21 protein-coding genes and 1 pseudogene are annotated in these 21,773 nt (G+C 50.2%); 7 read left to right on the forward strand and 15 right to left on the reverse strand.

The window, feature by feature from the left end; genetic code table 11:
- Window positions 1-293: 293 nt before the first annotated feature.
- The 7 genes from NST37_RS13145 to NST37_RS13175 form a co-directional block, all read right to left on the reverse strand.
- On the reverse strand, window positions 294-1,223 hold the full coding sequence (locus tag NST37_RS13145) for a glycosyltransferase (RefSeq protein WP_003390406.1): 930 nt from the start codon (window positions 1,221-1,223) through the stop codon (window positions 294-296).
- On the reverse strand, window positions 1,204-2,034 hold the full coding sequence (locus NST37_RS13150; RefSeq protein WP_003390407.1) for a glycosyltransferase: 831 nt from the start codon (window positions 2,032-2,034) through the stop codon (window positions 1,204-1,206). The genes NST37_RS13145 and NST37_RS13150 overlap by 20 nt, the downstream gene beginning before the upstream one ends.
- Window positions 2,035-2,245: 211 nt before the next feature.
- Window positions 2,246-3,490: a D-alanyl-D-alanine carboxypeptidase family protein gene (locus NST37_RS13155; protein ID WP_024984662.1), complete on the reverse strand. Its 1,245-nt coding sequence runs from the start codon at window positions 3,488-3,490 to the stop codon at window positions 2,246-2,248.
- 62 nt (window positions 3,491-3,552) lie between these two features.
- Window positions 3,553-4,368: a GTP pyrophosphokinase family protein gene (locus NST37_RS13160; protein ID WP_003390409.1), complete on the reverse strand. Its 816-nt coding sequence runs from the start codon at window positions 4,366-4,368 to the stop codon at window positions 3,553-3,555.
- Between the two features lie 18 nt (window positions 4,369-4,386).
- Entirely contained in the window at window positions 4,387-5,259 is an 873-nt protein-coding gene (locus NST37_RS13165) for a M23 family metallopeptidase (RefSeq protein WP_003390410.1), read from the reverse strand.
- A gap of 82 nt (window positions 5,260-5,341) precedes the next feature.
- Window positions 5,342-5,608 carry a hypothetical protein gene (locus tag NST37_RS13170; RefSeq protein ID WP_003390412.1) on the reverse strand — a complete coding sequence of 89 codons (267 nt, stop codon included), beginning with the start codon at window positions 5,606-5,608 and terminating at the stop codon, window positions 5,342-5,344.
- A 194-nt stretch (window positions 5,609-5,802) separates the two neighbouring features.
- Complete coding sequence (locus NST37_RS13175; protein ID WP_003390413.1) at window positions 5,803-6,009, reverse strand: alpha/beta-type small acid-soluble spore protein; 207 nt, start codon at window positions 6,007-6,009, stop codon at window positions 5,803-5,805.
- Between the two features lie 251 nt (window positions 6,010-6,260).
- Between NST37_RS13175 and NST37_RS13180 the strand changes: the two genes are divergently transcribed.
- Window positions 6,261-7,139: a 5'-3' exonuclease H3TH domain-containing protein gene (locus NST37_RS13180; protein WP_003390414.1), complete on the forward strand. Its 879-nt coding sequence runs from the start codon at window positions 6,261-6,263 to the stop codon at window positions 7,137-7,139.
- A 10-nt stretch (window positions 7,140-7,149) separates the two neighbouring features.
- Window positions 7,150-7,434 carry a YdeI/OmpD-associated family protein gene (locus NST37_RS13185; protein WP_003390415.1) on the forward strand — a complete coding sequence of 95 codons (285 nt, stop codon included), beginning with the start codon at window positions 7,150-7,152 and terminating at the stop codon, window positions 7,432-7,434.
- A gap of 146 nt (window positions 7,435-7,580) precedes the next feature.
- Here the strand turns inward: NST37_RS13185 and NST37_RS13190 are convergent, their stop codons facing one another.
- Window positions 7,581-9,308: a hypothetical protein gene (locus NST37_RS13190; RefSeq protein WP_339185495.1), complete on the reverse strand. Its 1,728-nt coding sequence runs from the start codon at window positions 9,306-9,308 to the stop codon at window positions 7,581-7,583.
- A gap of 17 nt (window positions 9,309-9,325) precedes the next feature.
- On the reverse strand, window positions 9,326-10,627 hold the full coding sequence (locus NST37_RS13195; protein ID WP_024984658.1) for an AAA family ATPase: 1,302 nt from the start codon (window positions 10,625-10,627) through the stop codon (window positions 9,326-9,328).
- A 193-nt stretch (window positions 10,628-10,820) separates the two neighbouring features.
- On the opposite strand from NST37_RS13195, the gene NST37_RS13200 reads away from it, so the two are divergent.
- From NST37_RS13200 to NST37_RS13210, 3 genes are all read left to right on the forward strand, one after another.
- On the forward strand, window positions 10,821-10,967 hold the full coding sequence (locus NST37_RS13200) for a hypothetical protein (protein ID WP_170208400.1): 147 nt from the start codon (window positions 10,821-10,823) through the stop codon (window positions 10,965-10,967).
- 88 nt (window positions 10,968-11,055) lie between these two features.
- Window positions 11,056-12,453: a hypothetical protein gene (locus tag NST37_RS13205; protein WP_024984657.1), complete on the forward strand. Its 1,398-nt coding sequence runs from the start codon at window positions 11,056-11,058 to the stop codon at window positions 12,451-12,453.
- 172 nt (window positions 12,454-12,625) lie between these two features.
- On the forward strand, window positions 12,626-13,666 hold the full coding sequence (locus NST37_RS13210) for a membrane protein (protein WP_024984656.1): 1,041 nt from the start codon (window positions 12,626-12,628) through the stop codon (window positions 13,664-13,666).
- Window positions 13,667-13,822: 156 nt separating this feature from the next.
- Here the strand turns inward: NST37_RS13210 and NST37_RS13215 are convergent, their stop codons facing one another.
- The 6 genes and pseudogenes from NST37_RS13215 to NST37_RS13240 form a co-directional block, all read right to left on the reverse strand.
- Window positions 13,823-15,298, reverse strand: coding sequence for a YdiU family protein (locus NST37_RS13215; protein ID WP_003390421.1), 1,476 nt, complete (start codon window positions 15,296-15,298; stop codon window positions 13,823-13,825).
- Window positions 15,299-15,499: 201 nt separating this feature from the next.
- Complete coding sequence (locus NST37_RS13220; RefSeq protein WP_339185496.1) at window positions 15,500-17,044, reverse strand: SMI1/KNR4 family protein; 1,545 nt, start codon at window positions 17,042-17,044, stop codon at window positions 15,500-15,502.
- Between the two features lie 254 nt (window positions 17,045-17,298).
- Window positions 17,299-18,036 (reverse strand): MBL fold metallo-hydrolase, encoded by a 738-nt coding sequence (locus NST37_RS13225; protein ID WP_024984653.1) that lies wholly within the window; start codon window positions 18,034-18,036, stop codon window positions 17,299-17,301.
- A 34-nt stretch (window positions 18,037-18,070) separates the two neighbouring features.
- Window positions 18,071-18,802 carry a class I SAM-dependent methyltransferase gene (locus NST37_RS13230; protein WP_172920250.1) on the reverse strand — a complete coding sequence of 244 codons (732 nt, stop codon included), beginning with the start codon at window positions 18,800-18,802 and terminating at the stop codon, window positions 18,071-18,073.
- 161 nt (window positions 18,803-18,963) lie between these two features.
- Window positions 18,964-19,239: a CD3324 family protein gene (locus tag NST37_RS13235; RefSeq protein WP_024984651.1), complete on the reverse strand. Its 276-nt coding sequence runs from the start codon at window positions 19,237-19,239 to the stop codon at window positions 18,964-18,966.
- 259 nt (window positions 19,240-19,498) lie between these two features.
- Window positions 19,499-20,506 (reverse strand): annotated as a pseudogene (locus NST37_RS13240) (MFS transporter); the annotation flags it as partial.
- A 70-nt stretch (window positions 20,507-20,576) separates the two neighbouring features.
- Here NST37_RS13240 and NST37_RS13245 point away from each other — a divergent pair.
- Window positions 20,577-20,885 (forward strand): transposase, encoded by a 309-nt coding sequence (locus NST37_RS13245; RefSeq protein ID WP_339185498.1) that lies wholly within the window; start codon window positions 20,577-20,579, stop codon window positions 20,883-20,885.
- Complete coding sequence (locus NST37_RS13250; RefSeq protein ID WP_339185500.1) at window positions 20,882-21,763, forward strand: IS3 family transposase; 882 nt, start codon at window positions 20,882-20,884, stop codon at window positions 21,761-21,763. The genes NST37_RS13245 and NST37_RS13250 overlap by 4 nt, the downstream gene beginning before the upstream one ends.
- Window positions 21,764-21,773 lie beyond the last annotated feature (10 nt).

The raw sequence follows: 21,773 nt of genomic DNA on the forward strand, positions 1-21,773 counted from the left end.
CTCTATCGGAAGAAATTCACTCCCAAAGTGTCGATACACAGCGAATCGAGTCTATTTTCTATCAAAACCGGGAGCAATTGTTCGACCCTGGCTTATGGTCCATGGTAGTAAGTGATCTGCCGTCTGACTATCAGATACCTGACCCAGCATTCACAAGCAGTCTGAGCCAGGCTCACAAACAATTAAACGGGTAAGCCAAGTCTGACGGCAACGATAACGAACAACTGGCAGCCAGCTGTAAACAGAACAAAAACCGTTGTCATCTTAAAGGATGGCAACGGTTTTCTATGTTCCTAGACATCGTTTGGAAGAACGAAGTGATTCGAAGCAAGCTTTGCCGTTCTTCCTATATGTCCAAAGATGTGTCTCCTTCTTAGCTGATCGAAAAAAAACACTCTCTCTGATTTCATGGACTGCAAAAAGGAAAGAGCTTCCATATGATCGCCCAAAATCAGATCCTTCACCAGATTGTTCGTCTTCTGATTGATGATTCTCTTCCGATTCGTCCGCAAGACATCCACACTAGCTGATTGTACGACCCGCATTCCCTGCAAAATCGCCTTTGCTTGGGCCAAAGGGGGAACCATCAGGCTGTCATACCCAAGCCAGGCCGCCACAGATCGTTTCATCGCATGAGGCACTGCCGTCATCGAGGAAAAACCGAGATCAGGGCGCAGCAGCAGGCGATTCAAATATGATTTGGCCATGCTCACAGCGTCAATTCTTGCCGTATTATTAAAAAATCGGTTTACGTTATTCAGCGATATATCCGCTCCGAGGTAGCAAGCTTTGACAAATCTTTGGAGACGTTCAGCTGGAATCACGATATCTCCATCAAGAAACAACAGCACGTCTCCGCTTGCTTCCTTGGCCCCGATCGCTCGCCCAACATCGTGTCCCAATGGAAACGGATAGGAAAGGCAAGTGACATTGTATGTGGTCGCAATCTGTATCGTTCTGTCCCGACTGCCATTTGCAATCACAATAATTTCCTTTGGTCTCAAACGCACCACTTGCTTGAGCACTTTGCCGATCGTCCGCTCCTCGTCCCGAACCGGTATGATGACCGAGAGTCGTTGCATGTTTTGCCTTGTTTGCAGGCTGTCCAGCAAAGGGAGCCTTTTTCTTCGGGCCGCTTTCTTTTTAGCTGGTCTCTTCCCGGTCTTGACCATGGCTTTTCTTTTCGTTACCTGGCCTTTTCTCTTAGGTTTGTAGATGATCACGCCCTTCTCCCCCTTCTATTCGCGCCGTCTCTTTGTGCATGACCGAACGCAAATGAAGATGTCCGGGAACATTCAACAGCTGGCGGTTTCGATCCAGGTCATGAAATCCCGCTCGAACTCCCCTTGCTTTTATAAAGTACGCGATCGCCTCAGCGTGGTCTCCAAGTACCAGTTCCTTTACATTTTCCGTTCGTCCGGTCCGTCGTTTATTGACCTTGGCCGTATTAATCGGACAAACACGAGTAATAGACAGTCCCTCGAGAATTGCCTTTACCTGTGCTTTCGGTGGGACAGCTAGCTCCTCCCAGCCGATCCGATTCACTGCTTTTCGGCTCATGGCATGTGGAACGGTGGTCAAAGAACTGCCGACGAGGTCCGGCCTGCCCGTAATATGGTTCAAGAGACGCTTGGCGAGCGAGGTTGGATGCATGTTTCGCTTGGTGCAGAAGCCGGAGTATGCATTTAAGGCGATATCCCAGCCAGCCTGAATGGCATTGATGTAAACGCGCAGCTTTTGAGCAGGGATGACGAAGTCAGCGTCGATAAACAGCAAGACTTCCCCTCTGGCAAAGTAAGCACCTACCGCACGTCCTACATCATATCCTAATGATTGATATCCTTCGATTACACGAGCACCCGAATGAAACGCAAGCTTTGTAGTTCCATCTGTTGTGCCGTTTGATACAACAAGAATTTCAATCGAGGGGGATACCTTTTTTACTTCCTCGATGACGCGGACGATGCGTTTGCCTTCATTGCGAGCAGGAATAATAACCGACACTTTTGGTGCGACAGATAAATCGTCGTCCATCGCGTTTCCCCCTTTCCGGTAAGATGGTTTCTTTTTACCATACGTTGGTCACGCGAGTATGGACACGGCTGTTATCCCCTGACTCCTTGACTTCCACTCTTCGTTTTCTATCAGTATTTGTTTGTGATCATCACGTATGTATTCTTTTTCTAACCAATGCCAATAAGCCGTCCCTGTCATAGAAGGGACGGCTTTGACACCTGCAATTATTTTATTGCATGCGAGACCAATTTCTTGGGATTTGGCGCATACGCTGACGTCGACGCTTTCTCGCACGGGCTACCGTATAGGTAACCAGAAAAAGATTAAGTCCAAGCCAGGTAAACAGGATTCCGTATCGAGGACCGGTTGGCACGCTCTCCGGTTCTTCTTTGCTTGTGCTTGCAGCGGCTGCTACACGCGGCTCCTCTTTTCGTTTCAAGGCATAGGTACGCGAGAGCTCCCCAGCCCTGACAATTAGCTGGCCATCAGCAGTTACCTCGGTCTCGGGGGTTGTTCCCAAGGGGACAGTCGCATATAAATCGGAATCGGCCGTATAGGTCGGCGCTTCTTCCTGCGAAGTCTGCTGTATACTCTGCTTAGCGCGTGTAAAGGCCTGTCCAGCATGGGCGATTTGCTTTGTCTCAAAATGAGCGAAGCCATAGTCCAGCATGGCAGTAACATCCTTGTAGGAAAGGTTGCTCGAGCCCGCTTTCATCGTAACCGCGATAAATTCTGTGTCTCCCCGTTTGGCCGAGCCGACAAGGGTATTGCGTGCCTGGTCGGTAAACCCGTTTTTGATTCCGGTAGCTCCCTCATAATTTCGGAGCAGCTTGTTATGGTTGACCAAAACGGTTTGCCATTCCAGACCGTCCCATGGCAACCGCTCTGTTGCGACGATTTCTCGGAAAATCGGATTCTGCATGGCGTATTGGGCAATTTTTGCCATATCGGCTGCTGTCGTATAGTGATTCGGATCATGCAAGCCATGGGCATTTGTAAAGTGGGTTTCCTCAATGCCCACTTTTTCGACAAGATAGGCATTCAATCGTTCGGCAAATTGCTCTACGGTACCGCTCAAATGTTCGGCGATCGCTGTTGCCGCGTCATTACCGGAGTTCATCAACAGTCCGTACTCCAGCTTTTTTAGCGTTACTTGCTCTCCTTCTGCAAGGTAGACACGCGTGCCTTCCTCCCAGCGAGCTCTTTTCGAAACAGTCACGATGTCATCCGGATTTCCATTCTCGATTGCGTAAATTCCGGTTGCGATCTTGGTGATGCTTGCCGGATACAGCTTGGCGTGGGAATTTTTTTCGAACAAAACCTGACCGGTCTTTGCATCGATCAAGATAGCAGATTCCCCGCTAATTTGTTCCGGCGACAAGACGGCAGATCCCTCCTGGGCCTTGACCTGCTGTACCGCGGTGGTGGAAAAAACACATGCCACGGCCAGCAGGCAGATGAGTAAATAACGCATGCTATTTTTGTTCCTTTCATAGCTATTCGATCTAGTTGTCATCCAAAAGTAGCGCTTATCTGTTATCCGAGACGTTTTCCGAGCAAATCATAGATCATCTTAAACTTCGGATTGTCCTGAAAAGCCTGTTCAAATCCGCTGACGTACTCGCGATACAGGGCGGCAGCCGATTCTAAATCTTGCTTCACATACAATGAGAAGATCTCTTCCAGTTTTTCTTCCAAGGTCGGATCGACCGCTTGCGGCGTTAAAATCTCCTGCCGCAAATTGTTCATCAGCACATCCAGCTGGTGAGTGATCAATGAAGCTTCATGGAGCTGCTCCATCACATTCTGAGGGATGTTCCCTGCATATTTGTATCTGAGCTCATGTTCATTGGTTGCCCAGAAATTCATTCCGAGAGTTCTGATCTGGATTTCACAAAGCAATGTAATTTTTTCGCTGCCATGATACACCGTATAGGATGCAATCATGTGAATGCTCCGATACCCGGAGTCTTTCGGTGATGCAATATAGTCCTTCACGTCATGGATGACAATATCTTCCCGCTCCTGCAGCAGCTGCTGAACCTCGCGTACATCATCAACATAACGGCAGACCACGCGCAATCCAGCAATATCCGTAATCTCGCGTGCGAGATCCGCTTCCCAATCACTCTGCGTAAAATCAATCCCTTTTTCCTGAGCCTTTTTCACCAGGCTGTCCACTTTTTTGACGCGACCTACTACAAACTCGATCGGGGAATACCGTCCCCGCTTCATAAAGCCGTACTTAATTCCTTTTAGCTTTAATTTCAATTCATCAACCGCTTGTTCATAAGGTGCCAAAAAATGAACAAGGTTATTTAATACCCGATTTGGTACTTGTGTGCTTTTCATGCAAAAAACACCTCCATGTCACTCCCAGAGGAAAGGTGATGCATCCAGAAATGGTTGCGGATTGACATACGTATTTCCAATCAACATGCCAAAGTGAAGATGAGGCCCGGTCGAGAAACCCGTGCTACCGATGCGGCCGATTTGTTGCCCGGCTTTCACCAGATCACCCGTCTTTACATCAATCTTGGACATGTGTGCATAGATGGAAAATACCTGGAGGCCGTGGTCAATGATTACCGTGTTACCGGTCAAATACAATGACTCCGCGAGCACGACTTTTCCGTGGTTGGTCGCCGCGATCGGCGTGCCCGTCTTGTTGGCGATATCTATGGCTGCATGTCGATTGGCCGGTACTCCGTTAACCACTCGTTGATATCCGTATGGGGTTGTAATGCGGCCTTCTGCAGGCCATTGAAATTTGTCGGCAAAATACGCTGTCTCCGCAGACTTGGAGCGGGCAGCGTTGATTTTCTTCTGATCGGCATCAATTCTTGCCGTGTCTTGTCTCATTTGGTTTAGTTGCTTGGAAACAGTCAGCTTGTCTACCGCGAACTGTTTGGGTAGGATCGTCAATTCAGCTTTATGCTTGTTATCCGCAGTTTGTATAGGATAGGTCCCGGGCTTTGCGTCAAAAGGAACCGGAATAAACCGGACATACTCGCCGTTTGAAGGCTGAAGCCGGTACGTTTTCTGAAAAAGGGTGACTGACGTAGCCTGTTTGCTTTTCACCAGTACTGCGTCACCCGGATGTGTTTGAACGGGTGCGATCGCCAGGTATGGTTGATCGAAGACAGTCTGGGCGCTCTCTTTTATTTCTTTCCCCATGCTGCTTGTCCCCGCAGAAAAGACCAAAGCGGCTATCAGCATCAGACTGGAAATCTGCTGGATCATCGCGTATTCCCTCCCATTTTCCAGTATAACAAATCAAAGCGTGAAATGAAAAAGAAAAAGAAGGCTAAAATTCTTCAGCCTTCTACCGTTCCGACTGTTTTTTGCTATAATCCGACATCATTTCCATAATTGATTGAACGTTTGTCAGCATTTCGCTGGCCCGTTTTGTCTTCTGTGTAATGTTGTCAAAATCGATGATTCCTTTTTTTCTGTCGTTCCATCGCTTGAACAAATCGCTTGCAGCCGCCGGGTTGGCGCGAATCGCAGCCACACGTGATGGGTCCTGCATAAGCCATGCTTCAAAATCCGGGTTGGCTTTAAACAGGCGTTTCATGTCCTTCTTTTTCACGGCCCGCCGTCCCCCCTCTCTATCCCACAAAGAATAGGATGCCTCCGTTACATTACACCATATGACTAGTCCGCGAATGTGGATTGTGTATTCGCACACTCCGCAGAGAAAGGGCTCCTGTGTAGAGACAAGAAGAAAGACCCCTCTATGAGGGGCCTTCCTGCATTCACATATTTACTTGTAGCTGCACGGATTTATCCGCGGCCTGCCAGTTGTTGTTCAGCAAAGCTAACCAGACGTTTCGTGATTTCTCCTCCGACGGAACCGTTTTGGCGGGAAGTGGTATCTGCGCCCAGGTTTACACCGAATTCTGCAGCAATTTCATACTTCAGTTGGTCCAGGGCCGCATTTGCTTGAGGAACTAACAAATTGTTGGTGTTGCCAGAGTTGTTGTTCGCCATGTGTGATTCCTCCTATCGCTTTTTTCTCCCGGGACGGATTCGAACCGTCAGCGTGCTGCTCCTCTCCAACTGAGACCGAGAGACGTTGAGAAAAGAGTCTTGTTGACCTCTTGTGATACTATCTTCCCTCCAACTGTCCAGCCGCATTCGCCTTTCCTCGATGTAAAATCTGACAGGCGCAAAGAAAAGTGCTCGTCCTGTTTTGTGCTATAATGAGGCGAATAGTCTCGACGATGAGAGGAGTCGCCGTTGTGAACAATCCGCAAAAAATTTTGCTCATTGACGGAATGAGCTTTCTGTTTCGCGCATTTTACGCTTCCGCTTGGACAGGCGGATACCGACAAACGTCTCAAGGCGTTTACACCAACGCTGTGCATGGATTTACCAAAATGATGCTGGACTACATCGACTTGATCCAGCCCACACACGTCGCTGTCGGCTGGGATGTCGCAGCCAGGGAAACCCTTATCCGTAGCCAGTGGTACGATGGCTATAAATCGAACCGCAATGCTCCTCCCGATGAATTGATCCCGCAGTTTGATTTGGTAAAGGAAGTAACCGATGCTTTTTCTGTACCGAATATAGGATGCCCCGGTTATGAGGGGGACGATGTACTCGGGACACTCAGCACGATGCTGGCTGCAGACGGTAATGAGGTTGTGATCGCAACGGGTGACTACGACAGCCTTCAGCTCGTGTCAGAAAAAGTCAGCGTGAAGATATTGAAAAACGGCGGCAAGCATGAGCATTACACGCCCGCCAGTCTGCTCCACCTGCGCGGCATCACCCCAGAGCAGGTGGTCGACGTAAAGGCCCTGATGGGTGATGCCTCCGACTGTATACCCGGCTGTCCCGGTATTGGCGAGAAAACAGCCCATAAGCTGATCACAGAGCATCAAAGTCTGGACAACCTGTACAGCCGGCTGGAGGCTTGTACGCCAAAAATGAGAGCCAAGCTGGAAGAAAACCGTGACCAGGTGTATCTCAGTCAAAAATTGGCGACGATCATCTGTGATGTCCCGATCACCTTTGAGCCGGAGCAAGCAAAATGGGAATACGAAAGCACTCGTGTACGTGAAAAATTTGACGAGCTGGAATTTGGCCGCAGCCTGCTTAGCCGGATCAACTAATGGAGGAGCCATGGGAGAACTAGCCAAAAAGCTCAGGATCAAGGAAGGTCATCAAGTTTTGGTGCTTAATTCCCCCGAGGGCTATACAAACCTGCTGCTCCCGCTGCCGGATGGTGCAGCCATGCAGAGCGAGCCCCCTCAGCAACAAGAAAGACAACACCAGGAGCAATTCAAAGGACTGTGTCCTGTTGTTCGTTCACAGCATCTAAAACGGGAGGAAACGAGGGCGAGCAGGCTCCAAAAAACGGTTGAACGGCTTTCATCCGGGCTGAAAAACCCTTGGGTGAAGGCGTGAGCAAGAAAGGGCTGAGCAAGAGAGCCTGAACAAGAAAGCCTGAACAAGAAAGCCGTGCCTCCAAAAGTGGCAGGATTGTAAAAAGACCATCTTTGGCTGCCAGTGCCAAGATGGTCTTTTTGCCGCTTATCCGTTTCAGAATGCGGCTATTGCGATGGTTGTCTCGTTGAAAATACATCCAATAAGAGCCCGGTCTGCTCCTCCCCTCGGCTCTCCCAGGTTGAAGCAAACCTCACCCGATGGGAAACCCCGAGTATGTCGTATTGTTGTACCAAATGCTGCCGGGCAGAGCCGACGATCAGCGTATGCAGCCGCACCTGCTTCTTTTGGGCCAACTGCGCAAGCATGTCCCTCACGTAAGCAGACAGCCCGCCGATGCCATCTGTCGCCATGACGAGATCAGCGGATTGAAACCGGTTGTTATCCTCCAGGATGCGAATCGCGCGCTTCATGGGGGCATCAAAGTGAGTGCCCCCGCCGAAGGCTGTCTGGGCCAAAGCATAGAATCCTGGCCAATCCGGTCTTTTATGGTACAAGGCCCGCTCCAGCAGTTCACCCTTGGCTCCAAACAACAGCAGCATAAAATCTCGCTTTTCCAACAGACAAAGGGCCGCGAATGTCATCACAAACACTTGGGCTAGTCGCAGCTTTCCGCCCTTCATCGAATGAGAGGTGTCCAGCATGAAAATAACGGGGCCCTTCGGCGGCTCCTCATACCAGCCTGTCGTATCGTATGTCATCAGCTTTTGCTCCAGCCATTTCAGCAAAAAATACGTTTCATAGTCGGGATCAGCCAAAAGAACCGCTTCACTGGGGAGCATATGTCCGATATCCCCGGACTGCCTCAGGTTGTCGTATTCCTCCGGCATCCGGCGTGTCCGCTTCTCCTTCTTTTTGATCCGAAAATGGTGGACGTTGCGCCCCACCTCCTCCAAAAAAGAAAGCAGATCAGGATGCCGCTTCAGCTTGTCCACCCATTGCAGGTACTGGTCCAGCGCTTGCCTGCGGAGCTTTCCCAGATCGTTTCCCCAGCGGCGATTTGCAAAGCGCTGGCTGGCCTCAAGCAGCTCGCGAATAAACAGAGTGTCATTTTCCTCACCGGAGAGCGTCTCTTTCAACGAACGATCCAGCCATTGTCCCAGCTCCTGTTCGAACCGCTCGATAGCTTCCCGCTCCTGGCGCGTAAGGCGCTCATGCTGCTTTTCCCGTTTCGTGAGCTCCTTTTCCAGCTTTTTTACCTTCTGTTGCAGCTTGGACCGCTTCGTAAATTGCACCCGCATATCTTCGCGCAGTTCTTCTATTCGTCCCTTGAGCGACTGGATCTCGGCCTCCACCAATGGCCGGGAATCGAGCACTTCCTGTTTCTCTTCAACCAGCCGCTTTCCTTGCTGCAACGTATATCCCACCAGCTGCAGCCGCGAAATCTGTTTTTCTGTAAGAAACTCGGAAAGCTTGGCCTGCTCATTTCCCTCCCCGTGCTGCTTCTGTTTCAGCCCGGCAACCAGTGGCGTCATTTGCTGCTCGCGTTCTCGCTTCTTCACTTCTTCCGCGAAGCTCTCCGCCAGCCACATAAGAGCCTTGATCGCTGTTTTGAACGAAGCGCTCTCCTGCCCGATCGTACGCGGGTGTATAGTCTGGTAAAAGTACTGTTTGCGGAGCGTCTGGACCATCCAACGATGGAACGGCGTGGCTTCCTGTGTCTGATCGATTTCGGGCTCAGAGAGGAAAAAGCAGAGAAAAAAATCAGCCAGAAGCTCCCGGGACAACCACGGTGCCCGTTTTTTTGCTTCCTCCATCCATTCCATTGCCGTCCGTGATGAATAGCAGAGTCCGTCGAAGACATAACGGTCGACCCTGCTGGCACGAATAATCATGATCGCCGGCAGCCTCCTCAGAGGGTGTAATCATATTCGGTACCCGCAATTTCGCGATCGAACACCGTCCGATATACCCCTTGTATCATCTGTAGAATCCGTTCCCCCTCGACGCGCAGGTGGACGTATTTGACCGTATACTTATCTACTTGATGGATGAGCCTGTTTTTCTCATAGATGTAGGCATTCATATCCTTCTCCCGCCGCTGCCAGCCGAGCAAACGATTCCGAAGGTCCCTGCCCGTCTCTTCAAGCTCCAGCCGGCATTCCTCCAGCATGGAGCGGTACTCCTCCGTCCTCTGGGCTCCCATCTTATGACCGATCTCTTTTTTAAACTGGAAGGCGTGCAGCTCCGATTCTTTTTCCAGCCAACGTTGGGCAATCTGATGGTATCTCCGCAAAGGAAGCTCAGCTTCGAGCTCTGCCTTCACCTGCTCCGTAAACCTTTTTTCAAACAGCTCACGCAAGACGGGCAAATCCTCTGGAACCTCCCATAGCATGTGCGGGGTAAAGACGGTATCCCAAATCGACACATAGTCCCGGCCGTTGAGGACAGCAGAGGTTTTCCACACATGAACGATCTTGTTCCATCTCCTGTCAGAGATGACAAACTCCTTTTCCTCGAGATCCTTTTTCAAGCTGTACAAAAAGTAAATCAGGCCCTCCGAGATGGCAACCTTCTTCGAGGCGGACTGGACATCCTTTACATCGTACAATGAGAAGACCACGGGTATCTCTTTTGCAGGCGGATCGAACATCTTTTCATAGCTGGAGGCATGCTGCAGATATCCCACCTCGTAACGGATGAGAAACCGGTCGTACAAGGCCGTTAGCTGCTCTTCTTCGTCGGGCAGTTCATTGGAAGCGGCCACGAGAAAGAGCAGCGGCACTTCTTCTTTTTCTCTTCCGTTAAAGTAAATCCGTTCATGCAAAATGGACAGCAAAGAGTTCAATATCGCGCTATTGGCCTTAAAGATTTCATCGAGAAAGGCGAATTGAGCCGACGGCAAATACCCGGCTGTCTTCCGTACGTATTGGTCTTGTTTGAGCTGCTGGAGCGAAACCGGGCCAAAAATCTCATCTGGTGTCGTAAAACGGGTGAGCAGATAATCAAACCAATGCTCAGACCCGAATAGTTTGGAAATGGAGCGGGCAAGCTGCGATTTCGCTGTCCCCGGAGGACCGACGAGAAGGGCGTTCTCGCCGCTCATGATTCCGAGGATCAGCAGCCGGATCAGCTCGCTCCTCTCAAAAAACCGGCGCTCCAGTACTTCGATCGCTTGATCTATTTTTTGTTGAAGCTGCGTGGTATTCAGCATGGTAAATGGCGCAAAAGGCGCCGGTCCCCCCTCTTTTGCCCTTACTTGGTGAAAAATTGCTTCCTTATCTATCCTCGCATAAACAGCGAAGCATTTCCAGTTGTCGACCACATCAAGAACCGCTCACCGTCCGTATAACGATCAACAAAGATGGGATAAAATGGATAATAATGACAATGAGAGGAAGATTGGGATGCCCCAGGTACAGTTGACGGAAGAGGAATACGAGCAGCTCATGGAGCGTATCTACAGAATTTTGAACCGGACCGAAGAACTTGACCACGTCACCCACCACTGGATGTGGGAAGTCTGGCGAACAATCCGCTACAACAAAGTGTAAACGAAAATTCCGCCTTCACCCATGCCTGTTTCCTTGCATAGTGTGACAGCAAAGGCATTCTCCTGACTCGATCAAGGAGGGGATTGGCATGGGTGCAGAATTGTTCTGGCTGCACGGCGTATATGTCCTGTTTGTCCTCATCATTATCGCGGCGATGGTGATGAAACGAGACACAAGTCTTTTGTGCATGATCGGGATCGCCGTTCTCGGACTCACTGCTACGGGCTCTGTCACAACAGCGGTTGGCGGACTGTTTGGCAGCTTTATTTATGCCATCACGGAGCTGTTGCCGACGATACTGGTCATATCCATTATCGTTGCGATGAGCCAGGTTTTATCCGAGACGGGGATTAATGAGACGATGATCAAGCCCGTCTCTTCGCTCATCCGCACACCTGCGCTGGCGTTTTGGGTGATCGGGCTTGTGATGATGGCCATTTCCTGGTTTTTCTGGCCTTCCCCTGCCGTTGCGCTGGTCGGAGCCGTCCTCCTCCCAGCAGCCATCCGCGTAGGTCTTCCCGCGATTGGTGTCGCAGTCGCGATGAACCTGTTCGGCCACGGCATTGCCTTGTCTGGCGATTTTATTATTCAGGGGGCGCCCACTCTGACAGCCAAAGCAGCCGGCCTCCCCGTTGCAGACGTCATTTCGGCGAGTGTTCCTCTCGTAATCGTCATGGGAGTGGTTACGACAGTCGCGGCATTTTGGTACTTGAGGAAAGATATGAAGAACGGACTTGTCGCCGAACCATTGAAAAAGATTGAAGATTCCGACTCTGGCAAAAAAAGCGCCTCCACACTGCTTGCTGCTGGCTTGCGCGGTTGGATTGCTGCCGCAGTTATTCTGCTATTCCTCCTCGATGTGTATGCGATGTTCATGCTCCAACTAAAAGGCGGAGATGCCACCGCCCTCGTCGGAGGAACTGCTCTGTTTATTCTCCTCGCTGTCACACTGATCGCTCACAAGCAGGCGGGGCTGGAAAAAGTCACGAATCACCTAATCCACGGCTTTCAATTCGGTTTTAAAGTATTTGGTCCGGTCATCCCCATCGCTGCCTTCTTTTATATGGGCGACAGCGGTTTCGTTAAGGTCTTTGGCGAAACGCTTCCTGCCGGGTCGCAGGGGATTGTAAACGACTTGGGGGTTGCTTTGGCACATACGATTCCGTTAAGCAAGGAAGTGGCGGCGCTTGCCTTGACGGCCATCGGGGTCATCACGGGTCTGGATGGTTCGGGTTTCTCCGGAATTACCCTCGCCGGGTCGCTGGCCCAATTGTTTGCCACTGCTCTGGGAACGGGAGCCGCTACTTTGACGGCACTGGGGCAAATCTCCGCTATTTGGGTCGGGGGCGGCACGATTATACCGTGGGCGCTGATTCCCGCTGCAGCCATTTGCCGCGTCGATCCGTTCGAGCTGGCGAGACGCAATCTTTATCCCGTGGTGATCGGTCTTTTGGTAACGACCCTCGTCGCAATGTTCCTCATCTAAACAGCCAAAGGACGGCCTCTCGAAAAGAAAAATCCTCCGTTCATGATTCGCCAATATCATGTCGGGAGGATTTTTTTCACTTTCTCAGCCAATGCTTCATTATTTCTTCTGATTTTGACCAAGCCTCCATAAAATGGTAGAAGCAAGCTGGAGGAAAGGTCGGGCCTCACTTATGAAACTGTGGATCAAAAGTGTACAGGTGGCAGCCACCTACATCGGAACGATTGTCGGAGCTGGTTTTGCCAGCGGTCAGGAAATCGTTGCTTTTTTTACATCATATGGGGATGCAGGCACCTGGGCCATCTGGGTATCGACTGGGCTGTTCATGTGGCTGGCTTACCGGATGATGCTTCTTGCCCAGCAACTTGGGACACCTTCATACGAATCGTTTAATCGGTTGCTGTTTGGTTCTATTGCAGGACGAATCATGAATGTATTGGTATTTTTGACTTTGCTCGGCGTGACCACTGTGATGCTCGCCGGCGCAGGTTCGGTACTGGAACAGCAATTCAATTTCCCCTATACCTTCGGGATTATCACCACAGCCATAGCAGCTTTTCTGCTCCTCCGAAAAGGGTTGGACCGGCTGCTCGCGATCAACTCCATTGTCGTGCCCACTATGCTGCTCTTTTCCTTTCTGATTCTGATCGATGGCGACGTAGCATCACCGCTCCCCTTCCCTCCGCCGGACTCCTTCGAAATTTTGTGGCAGGCAGTCTTGTACGTCTCCTTTAATCTGGCGATGGCCCAAGCCGTACTCATCCCGATCGGTTACGCCATCAAGGAGCGTGCAGTCTTAAAAAGAGCCGGCATCATAGGCGGCTGCGGTCTTGGATTCATGATGCTCAGCTCTCATATCGCCATGCTCGCCAATTGGGAACAGATCCGCCATCTGGAAGTACCGATCATCTTCATCACCGGACAGTGGAATGACTGGCTGCAGCTGTTCTTTGTTTTTGTCCTTTACTCGGAAATTTTTACGACCCTCATCTCAAACGTCTTCGGGATCGGACAGCAAGTACGGGAGCTCGTGAACATTCCGGAAACGAGAGTCTATCTTGCTTTATTTGCCGTAAGCTTTCTGCTTTGCTTTATCGGTTATTCCGATTTGCTTCTGTTTCTTTATCCGCTCTTTGGGTACCTGGGGCTGGCTACCTTTGTAAAACTGGTTTTGACAAGAGCTGCAAAAACGAAGAGACCTAGACAAAATTAGAACAAACGAACCAAAAAGGAAAATCCACGGAATATCCTGTGGATTTTGCAATATACAGGAAAGGGCGCTTGCACCATCGACTACGGTATACATACCCGTAGTCATGCAGATGAAATGTATTGTTTTGGCATTGTGGGGGTAGTCCGTTGTTTTTAATCAGGTACCGCAATAGGTTCTGTACGGGCGGTTTGATTCAGCCGGCAGTGTGCAGTATTCATCCTGCTCAGGCGAATGCTCATAGGGCTTCGAAAGAACCTCAAGCAACCGATGCATTACACTGTAGTCCCCGTCGTTGACCGCAGCTTCCAGTGCTTCTTCTACCCGGTGATTGCGTGGAATGACAGCCGGATTGCTGCTGCGCATCAACTGCTGTGCGGCTGCTTTCGATTCCTTCTGCCTGCCAAGTCTCGCCTGCCACTGCTCATGCCACTGTGCAAACTCCGGGGTGCCGTTCATCGGTGTGTCCTCCGGCTTGTCAAAAGTCAAAGCACGGAAGGTATTGGTATAGTCCGCCCGATAATTTCGCATCATACGGAGGAGGTCTTCAATAAGGGCTTCATCCTGTTCTTCCGCGTTGCTTATTCCCAGCTTTGCTCTCATTCCCGCAAGCCAATTGTGGTAGTACAGCTTCGAAAATGTGGAAAGCTCATTTTGGGCCAGTTCAATCGCCTGCTTTTCGTCGTCATGCAGCAGCGGCAATAGGGCTTCGGCAAATCTGGCGAGATTCCACCCGCCGATATACGGCTGATTGCCATAGGCGTAGCGGCCCTGGATATCAATCGAGCTGAATACCGTCTCCGGGTCGTACGTATCCATAAAGGCGCAAGGACCGTAATCGATCGTTTCCCCGCTGATGGTCATGTTGTCGGTGTTCATGACGCCGTGGATAAAGCCGACTAGCTGCCATTTTGAAATGAGCTCCGCCTGACGCCTGATCACTTCCTGAAGCAGCGACAGATAGCGATTTTCACTGTTTTCAATGTCCGGATAGTGCCGCTTTATCGCATAGTCAGCCAGAGCCCGGAGCTCCTCGGCTGTCCCCCAGTTTGCTGCGTACTGAAAGGTACCGACCCGCAAATGACTGGCGGCCACGCGCGTGAGAATCGCACCGGGCAGGTCAGTCTCACGGATAACGGACTCACCGGTCGTCACTACTGCCAGACTGCGGGTCGTTGCAATCCCGAGAGCGTGCATGGCTTCGCTGATGATGTATTCGCGCAGCATCGGTCCGAGTGCCGCCCGGCCATCTCCGCCTCGGGAATACGGTGTTCTGCCTGAGCCTTTGAGCTGGATATCTACCCTTTCGCCTTCAGGAGTAATTTGCTCGCCGAGCAGCAGTGCCCGGCCGTCCCCGAGCATGTTGAAATGCCCAAATTGATGCCCCGCATAAGCTTGAGCGAGCGGGGAAGCGCCCTCGGGAATCCGGTTTCCGGCAAACGCCGAAACGCCATCTTCACTGCGCAGCGCTTGAGTGTTCAATCCCAAGGATGATGCCAGGGACTCGTTGAGAATGATGAGCTTCGGTGCCCGTACAGGAGTGGGACCTTGGCTGGAAAAAAATAATTCCGGCAGACGTGCGTAACTGTTGTCAAAGTTCCATCCTGCTTCTGTGCTTGCTGTTTCCTTTGTCATCTTGGCTCCTTTTTCTTCCTGTTTTTCTTCATTGGAATTGTATCCTATTTATCGTTATCTATGTTCCAGACATTGCAAAGTCATCCCTTTTTAGTGTCCGCTTCCGCCCTTTTATTATACCTGTTCCCCTCGTAGGTGGCCTTTGAACAGCGAACGAAGACGTGCTTTCACTAGCCTGTTTCGCATTGTCTGGAAGTTTGCCTAGTCTGTCAAATATTGATGCCAGATCTCTTCTTCTTCGTCTGTCATTTCCCCGATCATCGTGGAAAAGTCGATTTTTCGGTCAAAACAATCCTTTAATCGTGCGAATTGCTGGAAGGAAGCCGTTATTTTCCTCAAAGAGGCCGACCGGGCCAGCTCCTCCAGCTTCCCGATATCGGGACAACCGTTCAGCTCCAGGGACTGAAGTTTAGTAAGCCCGGCCAAGACTGAAACATCCCCAATCGTCGAATCCTTTATCACTATTTTTTGAAGCCTGCGGCAATTTCCCAGAAACGCAAGACCTGGCAAAGAAACCCCTTCCAGCTGAAGCGTTTGCAAGTTTACCAGTTGTCCGATCGCGTTCAAATCGCTCTCGCTTACTTGACCGAGTCCAGCAAGGGTCAGCTCTGTAAGCTGAGTGAGCGCCGACAGACTTCGAAGCTGCTCCGCATCCGGCTCGCTAACTTCCAACAAACGCAAACCCTTGATCGATGATAACGGTGAAAAATCACGAATAGGTGTATGCTGAATATCCAGGTTTGTCAATTTTGGCAAGCAGCCAAGAGGGGTTACATCCGTGACGGCCGTACCGGAAAGATTCAGTTCCTGCAAATACTCCAAACCTCGCAATGGCCGCAGATCCGATACCGGATTTTTCACCAAATACAATCTTTTCAGATGCTTGCAGCCGCTCAATGGCTCAATCGAACGAATTTCGTTTCCGCTAAGAATCAGTTCGCGCACCTCACTGCAAGAACCAAGCGGAGCGATATCAGTAAGTCCCTGCTGTATAAAAAGCAGCTTTTTCCTGCGAAGAAAAGCCTCTGGTGAACTGCTTGACTCGAGTATCCTTTTCTTCCATTCGTCGTCGAGGCCTTCAAACCACACGTCTGCGTCTGGTACTTCTGAAGCTGCGCGGAATGGTTCGAGAACGGGCAAATTCATCCCGCGAATGGCATCGAGAAAGTGTACCTCTCCCTCCCGGCCAAAGCTCCAGGAGGTGTAGTCTTCCTCTTGATCGACACTGTAATTTCCCTCGCGTGCCGTATCTCGGATACATTGCAGGAAATCGGTGAGACGACGAGCTACCACATACTTGACCTCTTCGTCGCGGCCGAAATTGATTACTTGGCCGCTTACACCTTTCTCGTCCGGATCCAGATCGATCCCTAAATGATTGCCGCCCCAGTCTTTGCTGATCGGCAGCCAATAGCGGTTTATGTATCTTTCTTTGATCCAAGCGGCGGGAACGGAATAATGCCCGCCTTCCATGGCGTACTCTTCCTCCAATTCCGCCCATACTCTCCATTCTGCGAGCATGTCTTCCAGCGAAAGAAACGGAAGGCCAAAAAAGAAGCCGGGGCCATCCTCGCTTTGCCCATTGTGTATCTGGTAAAGCTCCCGCAGTTCAGCAGGAAGGGAAAAACCCAGTTCCTCCTCGGCCTTGCGAAGCTCCTCCTCTGTTGCAGGGGGATTAAAGGATGCGGCTAGACCAGGCAAATCGAATCGCAGCTGCTCTATGATTTCCTCTAGCAATTGTCGCATGTGCAAACGTCTCCTTCGCGCCATTTTTGCGATTCTCATTCTTTTTGTAGCTCCAAACAGATCATCTGGCACCGAGGTAAAATCTCAACCTCTGCTTTTCTTTACCATTATAGTAGATTCACGCGGCCATTCCACCTGTTGGATGTTAATTTATGCCAAATCCATCTACTGTTCGCCTGGAAACGGGAGGTCTTGGATGATCCTGTTATGAGAAAAGTATCAATACGCTGCTCAGGGCAAGTCTCCGGTACGATTTACCTCTCGTACTTACGAGCGAGTTCCAGCAAGGCTTTCTTGGCATCACCAGGAAACAAGCCTCCATGATAGCAGATGAGCCGCTCAATGTCGCAGGAAAGCAATCGATGCACGGACCGAACAGCCTCGTCCAGGTCCAAAGCATACTGCGGATTTGCGATATTCAGCTTGCCTTCTTCCATTACGACTGCATCTCCCGCGATCAGCGTTTTGCTGGAAGAAAGGTACAACGAAATATGGCCTGGCATATGCCCTGGTGTGTGGACGATGTCAATGCCGCCGCACCAAGGCAGCCTCTCATCATTGGAAACGGCTCTTTCTACTGAAACGGTTTCAATAGAAGCAAGGAACTGAATAAACTGTTCAGCTTGCGGCTTTGCTTCATCCGGCAACGCATCGTAGGTCGATTCCGCCTGTTCAAGCCGCAACGATTTTTTCGTACCCTCGATGTAGGGAACCTCCCGTTCGTGGGCAATGACTTCGATCTGGGGGTACTTCCGTTTCAGCTCTGCCAGCGAACCGATATGATCCATATCGTGATGTGTCACGATGACTTTGGTGAGCAAATCGAATGCGATGCCATTCTGGAGAGCCGCTTTTTCAAGAAGCGGGATAAAATTCGGATAGCCGCAATCGACGAGAATAAGATCCTGCTCATCTTGAAGAAGAACAGGCGTGATGCTCTGTTTATGTCCATCGTACTCGAACTCGATGTGGAGCAAATGACAGTGATTCATTATCCACATCTCCTTTCTCTTGGCTATAAGATGATTAGGATCTTCGAGCCGAAATCAGCAAAAACATAGGGCGATGAAGCTCCTCTTCCCACTCAGGATGGGAGGCAACTTGTTCACTGGAGGGTCCCCACTCTACTACACGGGTTATTGTAAAACCAAGCCCAATCAGCAAATTCAAATATGTGCCCATCGTCCGATGCTGCTTGACTACTCCTTCGACCAGCCAATCGGTTTTCCGTACACCCTCATATTGATAGTTGTCGACTGGCCACGTCTTGTGACCGTCAGGATGCTTGATCCATCCAGGCCCGCTAGAAGCCGTATAAATCGGATGTTCTACTGAACATACCAGACTCCCCCCTGGTTTGAGAGATGCGTACGCTTCCTTTAACAAGCCCTGCACGTTTTCGATATAGTGAAATGCCAGCGAACTGTACACCAGATCATATGAGTCTCGCTTTAATTCAAGGCTCTCCATGTCTGCCCGCAGATAGGCAATCTGGGAATCCTGCGTTTCCCGTTTCGCTCTGGTCAGCATGTTCTCAGAAATGTCGATCCCGACTACACTTGAGGCGCCATTTTCTTTGGCCCAGCGGCAGAACCAGCCGAACCCGCATCCCAAATCAAGAACATGGGCACCGTGCAAATCCGGGAGCATGGACTGCAGTGTCGGCCATTCCGGTGCACCATCCAGCCCGCTTATGGAACGTCTCAATTGACTATACCCTTTGAAGAATTCCTCGTTGTCATAGATGTTTTGAGTCATCACTCTCGCTCCTCTGTTTGCTGCATCATTTGTCTCCCACCCTACCATCTCTATTCATGCTTCTCAAGCGCATGCATGCACCCGAATCAAACAGAATCATTTCAATAAGAAAAAGCGATATTTGAAGTATCTCGATGGATCACATCAAATATCGCTCCCTTTTACACGCGCTTCTTTTCTTCCCGGATAATTCTGCGGATCGATTGCTCCGTCAGATAATGTCGCTGAGATAACTCCGCAATGGAATCGCCTTGCAAGAAGCTTTTATAGATGTTTTGATTTCGGATTTTGAGCTGAGCACGAACTCCGGTCAGCTCGCCCCACGCCTTGCGTTTTTCAGCTTTTCTGGGAATATACACATACGCGCCGTCAATGTATTGTTGAATGCATTCGATCACGTGCTTTGGCAAAATATTTTTTGCTTTTTCGTGCTTCATTCTCGCCGCTCCTATCTACAGATTTGTGTAAATAGTGAGCAAAGCCTGCACAAGATATATCAGCCTATATGGTTTGGAAGGCGGCTCCGAACAAAAGCATTGTTATATCTCCGTGCTGGTTTGCCCGGAGCCCGACGCATCCACTTGAACGGTTGTACTTCTTTCAAGTGACATGTGTGTTCACCTCGCCTCAAAAACTTGTAAACCATCTACAACCATTATAGCGAATTATCGCTCCAGAACCAGACATCATCTTCCTCTAACATGAAATCCGACGCCGGGTGAATGTCCATAACAGTAGAGCCATTATGCTGACTGTTGCCCCAAGCAGGCAAACGCCACTCCAGCCCGCATAGGCGTACATGCTGGTCGAAGCAATCGAACCGGACGCGCTTCCGATGGAATAAAAAACCATGTAGCCGGCGGTCAGGCGGCTGCGCGCTTCGGGGCGTACGGTAAAGAGAATGCTCTGATTGGTCACATGGACGGCCTGCACCGCCAAATCCAGGATAACCACGCCAACAATCAAAACAGGCAGCGAGTTTTCAGCATAGGAGATCGGGAGCCAGGACACGATCAGCAATGTGAGCGCGATACCGGTGGTCCACTCTCCGAAGCCTCGATCCGCGAGCCGGCCTGCTCTGGCTGCTGCCAATGCTCCAGCAACTCCGGCAAAGCCGAAGGCCCCGATGGCGGTATGGGATAGCGAAAGCGGCGGCGAGCTAAGCGGCAAGACGAGTGAAGTCCATAATATGCTGAATGCAGCAAAAATCAACAAAGCAAGCCCAGCCCGAATCCGCAGAATTCTCTCCTGCACGAATAAGTCAATAACGGAGCCCAGCAGCTGCGAGTATGTCATCGACGTTTTTTCGCTTTCTTCGCGAGGCAGCACTATGACCAAAGCGGCGACCATGAGCAGCATCATTGCTGCAGAGACGAGATAAACTGAGCGCCAGCCGGCAATGTCGGTCAAAATGCCTGCAAATGTTCTCGCCAGCAATATGCCAATGACCACCCCGCTCGTCACCAGGCCGACAATTCGCCCCCGTTCGGATGGGGCAGCCAAAATTGAAGCATATGCGACAAGCGTCTGGGTCACAACGGCCAAAAAGCCGATTACAGCCATGCCTGCCAACAGGATCGAAGCGGCAGGAGCAGTACCTACTACGGTTAGCGCAAGTACGGACAAAAGCATGTGGCACAGAATCAGTCGGCGTCTGTTCAACAAGTCTCCAAGCGGCACCAGTAAAAAAAGCCCCAATGCATAATGATATTATCCCCTTTAAGTAGACAGGAAAAAGCAAGTCCCTTACTGTTTACTTGGAGGGGATTTTTCTATGGGGAAAATACGTACGACTTATTCCAAAGAAATCAAAGAAAAAGCTGTTCGGCTCTATTTCGAAGAGGGAGTTGGAAGCACCACAATCGCAAGAGAGCTTGGTATACCGAGTCATAAAATCGTGATGAGATGGGTCAGACACTTTGAGAATGAAGGGCTGGAGGGGCTTGAAGAAAAACGAGGCAAGTCCAGAGGATTTCGGAAAGGAAGGCCGCGGAAACACCCCATGAGTTTGGAAGAGGAAAATGTTCGGTTACGAGCAGAAAATGAGTATCTAAAAAAGTGGCTCGGACTCGAAAGGCGGTGAAGAATCAAAGAGAACAAGCCAAAGCCTACGCCATTATAAAGGAACTGTCTGAAAGATATCCGATTCTTATGTTGTGCTCTCTCGCAGGTGTTTCGCGAAGTGGTTATTACAAGTGGGTAGCCCGACAACAGAGTCTGTCTAGCAAGTTGGTGGAGGATGAGGATTTGAAGACAAAGATTTTGGAGTGTCATCAAGAGGTAAACAAAATATACGGTTATCCGCGAGTGAAGGTGTGGCTTCGTCAAAAGTATGGGATTCACGTGAATCATAAGCGGGTGTATCGGCTCATGAGAGAACTAGGCATCCAGGCTTGTATTCGGAAGAAGCGAAAACATTTCGGCCACAAAGAGAAGGTCGTGATTTCCGAAAATAAACTGAACCGTGAATTTACTGCTTCACGTCCGAACGAAAAATGGGTAACCGATATTACTTACGTAATTTTCAGCGGACGTCGACTATATTTATCTGTTATTTACGATCTGTTCAACAACGAAGTTGTTGCCTACAAGTTGAGCAAAAGAAACGATCTGCGGCTGGTGATCGATACGGTCAAGGCTGCCATAAAAAAAGGAGATGTGAACGGAGTCCTGTTGCATAGCGACCAAGGATTCCAATACACATCCCGACAATATAACCAACTACTCCAACAATATAACATCACGGCGAGTATGTCCAGAAAAGGAAATTGTTTGGACAACGCTTGTATCGAGAGCTTTTTCAGCCATCTGAAATCAGAGTGTCTGTATTTACACAACTTCAAAACGGATGAAGAAGTACAGAACGCCATTCATAACTACATTCGTTTTTACAATCACAAACGTTTTCAGACCCGCTTAAACAACCTGAGCCCGGTACAATACCGAGCTCAAGCAGCTTAACTAACATTGA

Origin of the sequence: Brevibacillus sp. FSL K6-6036 (genome assembly GCF_037964015.1) — a bacterium.
Lineage (GTDB): Bacteria > Bacillota > Bacilli > Brevibacillales > Brevibacillaceae > Brevibacillus > Brevibacillus borstelensis.